Consider the following 5723-nt stretch of genomic DNA (forward strand, 5'->3'; position numbering starts at 1 on the left):
GGGTGGTGCGGGACGGGAGGAGGGCGATGGCGTCACCGGTGGCGACGACGTCGGCCGCGACGGAGAACTCGTTGATGTGGTGCGCGACGTCCAGGGGGCGCCGGGCGGCGACGGCCACCGCGTCCAGCGCGCCCGTGAGGGGGTAGCCGTCGTGGACGCTGATCCACCGCTGGTCCGCGACGTCGGCGGCGCGCAGCACGTCCAGCCCGGCCAGCGGGTGGTCGGCGGCGTGGGCGACGTGCATCGGTTCCAGGAGGAGGTGGGTGGCGTGCACCGTGTGCTGCGGCCACCGCGGGCTGCTCTCGGGGCGGTGCGCGAGGACGAGGTCGTGGTCGGCGACGAGGCGGGGGAAGTCCCGCTGGGCGACGTCGTTGTCGCTGCAGTGCAGCGGTGGACCGCCGGACGCGGCGACCGCGCGCAGCAGGGGCGCGAACCAGGCGAGGGCCGCGCTGTGGAAGGCGCTGATCCGCACCGGGACCGCCCGGGACTGCAGGTGGTCGCCGACGGCCCGCTCGGCCCGGTCGAGCGCGGCGGCGACGTCGACGGCGGCCTCGGCCAGGGCCGTGCCGGCGGCGGTGAGCACGAGGCGCCGGCCGCGCTTCTCGGTCAGCGGGGTCGGCAGCGTGCGTTGCAGCGCAGCCAGTTGCTGGGACACGGCCGACGGGCTCAGGTGCACCGCGGTGGCGACCGCGGTCAGCGAACCCCGTTCGGCGAGCTCGCGCAGGAGCTGCAGCTGACGGATGTCCATGAAGCGATGCTAAAGCGTCCTTTCAAGAACTGGTCCCTGGTCTGAACTGTTGCCGCGGTCGACGATCGACCGGTGAGGACCCCCGGCCCGACGACCCCCGCGACGCCCGTCCGGCCCTCGCGGCCTCGGGCCGCGCGGTCCCGCCGCGTCTCCCGGGTCGACGTCGTCCTGCTCCTCGTCGCCGTCGTCTGGGGCAGCAGCTACCTCGCGGCGCAGCGCAGCGTCGAGGGGGTCGGGGTGGCCGCGACGCTGGCCCTGCGCTCGGGCGGGGCGGCTCTCGTGCTGGGACTGGTCGTCCTGGCGCGCCGGCGTGCGGTGCGCCGCCGGGACGTGGCGCTGGGGCTCGTCTTCGGCGCGACGCAGACCGCGGTTCTCGGGCTGGAGACGCAGGGGGTCGCGACGACCTCCGCCACCTCGGCCGGCCTGCTGATCAGCACCACGGTCCTGTTCACCCCGCTGGTCGAGGGGCTGTTCACCCGCCGGCTGCTGCCCCCGTCCTTCTTCGCCGCGGGCATCGTGGTGCTGGCCGGGGTCGGGCTGCTGGTCGGGCGTGAGGGGCCCGCCGCACCCGCGGTGGGTGACCTGCTGGTGCTGGCTGCGGCGGTGGTGCGCGCGGTCCACGTGACGCTGCTGGGGCGGGCCACCCGCGGCCGGGACGTCGACCTGGTCGTGCTGTCCGCGGTGCAGGCGGGCGTCGGGGCCGTGGTCGTGACCCTGCTCGCCCCGGGCGCCGTGCTCGCGGGAGTGGCTTCCGCGGGCGCGGAGCAGTGGCTGCTCCTCGCCCACCTCGCCGTGGGCTGCACCGCCTTCGCGTTCCTGGCCCAGTCGTGGGCGTTGCGGCGGGCGTCGGCGGCCCGGACCAGCCTGCTGCTCGGCACGGAACCGCTGTGGGCGGTGCTGTTCGGGCTGGTCGTGGCGGGGGATCAGCTGGGCTGGGTCGGCGCCGCGGGGGCGGCGCTGGTCGTCGCGGGCGCGGGGTGGGGTCAGCGCGTCGAACAGCGCTTCGAGCACGGGCCGGGGTGGAAGACCTGAGGGGGCGGCGCGGGGCGGACGTCCGCGCTGCCGGTGAGGGACCGGCGGGGCGGCGGTCCGGGTTCCGCAGCAGCACTCACCGCAGGGCGTTCACGAGGGTCCGGCGGTGCCGCAGCATCCACTCGGCGCTGTCGATGCGCCAGGTCATCGCCCACAGGGGGGCCACCTCGGTGCCGGCCGGCGTCACGCCGGCCTCGTCCGCCTGGTTCTTGGCGTCGGACACCGCCACCTCCACCATCAGCTCGAGCAGGTGCTCGCGACGAGCGTGCGGGAGGCCGTACCCGTCGACGAGGAGCCGCAGTTGACATGCGCGGTCGGCGAGCGTGCCCGACCCCTGGATCTGCGCCACTCGATCGCCCATGAGGTGCGCGTTCAGCCACGCCGCCTGCGCGAGTTCGACGAGGAGATCCACCGGGCCGGCGAACTCCCAGTCGATGAGGGCGACCGGCAGGCCGTTGCGCGCGATGATGTTCCACGGCCCGGTGTCGCAGTGGCTGATCGCGCGAGGGCCCTCGCCGAGCGTGCGTCCGAACCAGGGCTGCCACTGGGCTCGGGGCGGTGGCGTGAAGGTGGCGACGGCGTCGTGCAGGCGGCGCAGGAGCGCGCCGACCGCGGTCACCGCCTCGTCGGACCAGGTGTGCGGGTGGACGATGCTCCCCGGCACGAAGGTGACGGCTTCGCGGCCGTCGGCGCTCAGCCCGGAGCCGACCGGGTGAGGTGCGCCGGGGAACCCGACGTCGCGCAGGTGCTCCAGGAGGGCGGTGGTCGCCGCGGACCAGGGGGCCGCGGGACGCAGGACCACGTCGCCGCGACGGGTCACCGCCGTTCGCTCACCGCCCGTGAGCTTCACCTCGTCGCCGCTGGAGGGTTCGGACGCCCCGGGAGTCGTGGTCATGAGGAGCCCGACCCTAGGGCGGCGATGGCCGTGGTCGCACCGCCTTTCCTCCACCGTCGCAGCGCACGCGGCCTCGCTCGTCGCGACCGTCGCCGACTTCCGTCACCGGTCCGACGTCGCGGCCCGCGACCGCGACGCTGCGCCGCGGGGGCCGGGTGTCCGACCCGCCGGTCGCCTCCTCCGACCACGGCGCCGGGAGGGTGGTCGGTCGATCGACGATCAGCGGGAATGCCGGCGCGGCCGCCGTCCTTGCACGGGGTGGTCGATCCGCTGCACGTCCCCGGGCCTCACCCTCAGCCGCCGCGAGCGGCACCTCGCCGAGAGGCGACGGCCGGATCGACCACCACGTCCGACGGCCGCCGGGTCCCCGACCCGGCGGCCGTCGTCGTCCGCCCCCGTCTCCGCCCGGCCGCACCGACTCCGTGTCGCGGGGCGAGCACGGCGCGCCGGGACGTTGACCCGGCAGGGTGCCGCGGTGCGGGGCGTTCCGGTGAACTCGGCCCCGGATGCGCGCCGCCGCGGCCAACACGTGGCAGCGTCGAGGACGTCGTGCCCGCACCGCCGCCGGCGGCCCGCCGCGGTGCCCGTCGTCGGACGACCGAGAGGACCCCACGTGACGTTCGCCGGTGGGAACCCGGACCAGCTGCAGGAGACCGCGACCGCCCTGGACACCCTGTCGCAGGACCTGACGGGCGACGCGCTCGCCCTGACGGGGCAGGGCCGGTCGGCCGGGGCGTGCGCCGGGGACGCGACGGTCGCCGGGCTCGCCGAGACGGCACTGGCCGCGGTCGGGGGCGCGGTCCTCGCGACGGCCACGGTCGTGGCCGGCCTGTCGCAGGGGGCGACGACCGCGGGAGGCCAGCTGGAGACGGCGACCGGCGGGAGCGGGCCCCGGTGAGCACCTTCGGCGTCCCGCCCGGGGACCCGGCCGGCCTGCGCAGCGTCGTCGACCGCCTGTCCCAGCTGAGCGGCACCCTCGGGGAGACCCGCGGCAGCCGCCTGCGCACCCTCGCCGAGCAGGCCGAGGGCGCCCTGCCCGCCGCCCGGGTCGCCGCCTTCGCGGGCGCCCGGGGGCAGGCGACGACGGCGACGTCGGCGCTGGGCTCCTCCCTGGTCGCCATCGGGGGCGCCCTCGCGGACTACGCCGACGCGCTGGAGACCTCGCAGCACGAGATCCGCGGCGCGAGCGAGCGCTACGACGCCGCGCAGGCGCGCTGCCGCACCGCGGACACCGCGGGCGACGTCGCCGGCGCCGAGACCGCCCGGCTGCAGATGTCCCAGGAGACCGCGACGGTCTCCACGCTCGGGTCGGGCCTCAGCCAGGCCCGGCAGCGCGCCGCGACGGCCCTGCGCGCCGAGGTCGACGCCTGGGTCCCGGACGCCGGGGCGCTCAGCCCCGTGCAGGCGTGGGAGCAGGCCGCCACCGGACTCCTGCCCCCCGGTGCGGGCCTCGACGCCGAGACGCTGCGCGACGCCTACGCCAACCCCGACGTCGAACTGGCCCGCAAGGCCCTCGGCGAGGCGAAGACGCTGGCGCTCAAGGGGTACCAGCTCACCACCGTGCTGGGCTACGCCCGCTCGGGCGTCCTGGCCCAGCGCGCCGAGCAGCGCCTGCTCACCGCGGTCAGCGCCTACCAGGCGCTCAAGGGCGCGGCGCCCGACCTCGCCGATCCCGCGCAGTACCGCGCCTACCTCGCCGCCGAGCGCGAGGCGCTCGCCGCGTGGAGCGCCTCGCGGGCGGCGCCCACCGACCTCTCGCGCGCGCAGACGCTGTACAAGCTCATGCGCGGCTACCAGGGGGAGGCCGGCGCGCTCGCGACGGCCGCCCGCCAGTACCCGTCCGTGGCGGCCGACGCGATCCGCACGACGGGCCGCCTCGACGGCCTGATGCGCCCCGTGCGCGCGGCGGCGCCCGTGCTCGCCAAGGTGATGGGGCCCGTGTCGGTGCTGCTCGGCGGCTACGACATGTACACCGCCGTCACCGACGACGAGATGGCCACCGACGACCGCGTCGCCCGCTTCACCGGCGGCGCGGCCAGCGTGGTCGGCGGCGTCGCGACCACCGCGCTGGCCTTCGGGCTGATGACCGGTCCGGTCGGGGTGGGCGTGGTGGCCGCCGCCGGCGTCGTCGCCGTCGGATGCTGGGTCTACGAGAACCGCGAGGCCATCGCCGAGGGCGCCGGCCGCGCGGCGTCCGCCGTGGGCAACGCGGCCAAGAGCGTGTGGAAGGGGCTGTTCGGATGACCGTGCCGACCGTCGGGGACCTGTTCGAGCTCGAGTCGCCGACGTCGGAGGCCGTCGCGGCCGCGCGGCTGACGATGTTCGCCGCGGCCGTCGGGGCACCGCAGCGCCTCGGCCCGTGGACCGACGAGGAGCTCGTCGGGCTCGACGACCCGGGCCGCCCGCCGTCCGCGCCCAGCCCCTGGTACTCCAGCCTGGCGCCCGCGGAGCAGGAGGTCGCGCTGACCGCGGCCCTGCGCGGGCTCACCGCGCGCGGCCTCTACCGCGCCGACCCCGTCGACGCCGCGACGGGGACGTTCACCTACCGGGCGCTGCCCGAGGTGCTGGCGCTGCTGACCATGCGCCGGGCGACCGACCGCGTCGTGGTCGCCGAGCGGCGCAGCGCCGACCGGGTCGACTGGGCCCTCGCCTACGCGCAGCGCGCGGGGCTCTGGCTCCTCGAGCTCGTCGACCACGTCGGCGTCCACGGGTTCGTCCTGTGCACCGGGGAGGAGGCCGCGGAGGCGCTGACCGCGTGGAGCGGGGCCGTCGAGGGGCCCGTGCCGGACCTCGACGTCGTCCTCAGCCGGGCGCAGGTGTCGGCCGGGGCCGCGCCGCTCGAGGCCGTCGGACGCTCGACGCTCGCCGTGACGATCACCCCGCTCGTCGTCGACGGGCCCGCCACGCAGGACAGCAGCGGCCTCTTCACGGGCCCCGACGGCAGCTACCTCTCCACGGCGTCCGCCGACGGGGGCGTCGGGTACCGGGGCGCCGACCGCGCCGCCGTCCGGGCGCACTGGGCGGCTGCGCTGGGGCGCGGGTGAGCCC

At 77.0% G+C, this 5723-nt stretch carries 6 protein-coding genes; 4 read left to right on the forward strand and 2 right to left on the reverse strand.

The window, feature by feature from the left end; all coding sequences use genetic code 11:
• Positions 1-748 (reverse strand): LysR family transcriptional regulator (locus tag GTR02_RS19100; protein ID WP_166609071.1); only part of this gene is annotated, 748 nt, incomplete at its 3' end.
• A 72-nt stretch (positions 749-820) separates the two neighbouring features.
• Between GTR02_RS19100 and GTR02_RS19105 the strand changes: the two genes are divergently transcribed.
• Complete coding sequence (locus GTR02_RS19105; protein WP_166609072.1) at positions 821-1780, forward strand: EamA family transporter; 960 nt, start codon at positions 821-823, stop codon at positions 1778-1780.
• Positions 1781-1856: 76 nt separating this feature from the next.
• Here GTR02_RS19105 and GTR02_RS19110 read toward each other — a convergent pair whose 3' ends face one another.
• Positions 1857-2675, reverse strand: a complete 819-nt coding sequence (locus tag GTR02_RS19110; protein ID WP_166609073.1) for a phosphotransferase — start codon at positions 2673-2675, stop codon at positions 1857-1859.
• Between the two features lie 613 nt (positions 2676-3288).
• Here GTR02_RS19110 and GTR02_RS19115 point away from each other — a divergent pair.
• Genes GTR02_RS19115 through GTR02_RS19125 form a run of 3 tightly spaced genes read left to right on the forward strand, consistent with a single transcriptional unit; the run spans position 3289 to position 5719 of the window.
• Positions 3289-3573 carry a hypothetical protein gene (locus GTR02_RS19115; RefSeq protein WP_166609074.1) on the forward strand — a complete coding sequence of 95 codons (285 nt, stop codon included), beginning with the start codon at positions 3289-3291 and terminating at the stop codon, positions 3571-3573.
• Positions 3570-4919, forward strand: coding sequence for a hypothetical protein (locus GTR02_RS19120; RefSeq protein WP_166609075.1), 1350 nt, complete (start codon positions 3570-3572; stop codon positions 4917-4919). Before GTR02_RS19115 ends, GTR02_RS19120 begins: the two co-directional genes overlap by 4 nt.
• Positions 4916-5719 carry a hypothetical protein gene (locus GTR02_RS19125; protein WP_166609076.1) on the forward strand — a complete coding sequence of 268 codons (804 nt, stop codon included), beginning with the start codon at positions 4916-4918 and terminating at the stop codon, positions 5717-5719. Before GTR02_RS19120 ends, GTR02_RS19125 begins: the two co-directional genes overlap by 4 nt.
• Positions 5720-5723 lie beyond the last annotated feature (4 nt).

The sequence above is a fragment of the Kineococcus siccus genome (assembly GCF_009906795.1).
Lineage (GTDB): Bacteria > Actinomycetota > Actinomycetes > Actinomycetales > Kineococcaceae > Kineococcus > Kineococcus siccus.

Bases quoted from the DNA above. Each gene is read 5' to 3' on its own strand.
- GTR02_RS19110 (WP_166609073.1), bottom strand. From the start codon at position 2,675: ATGACCACGACTCCCGGGGCGTCCGAACCCTCCAGCGGCGACGAGGTG.
- GTR02_RS19125 (WP_166609076.1), top strand. From the start codon at position 4,916: ATGACCGTGCCGACCGTCGGGGACCTGTTCGAGCTCGAGTCGCCGACG.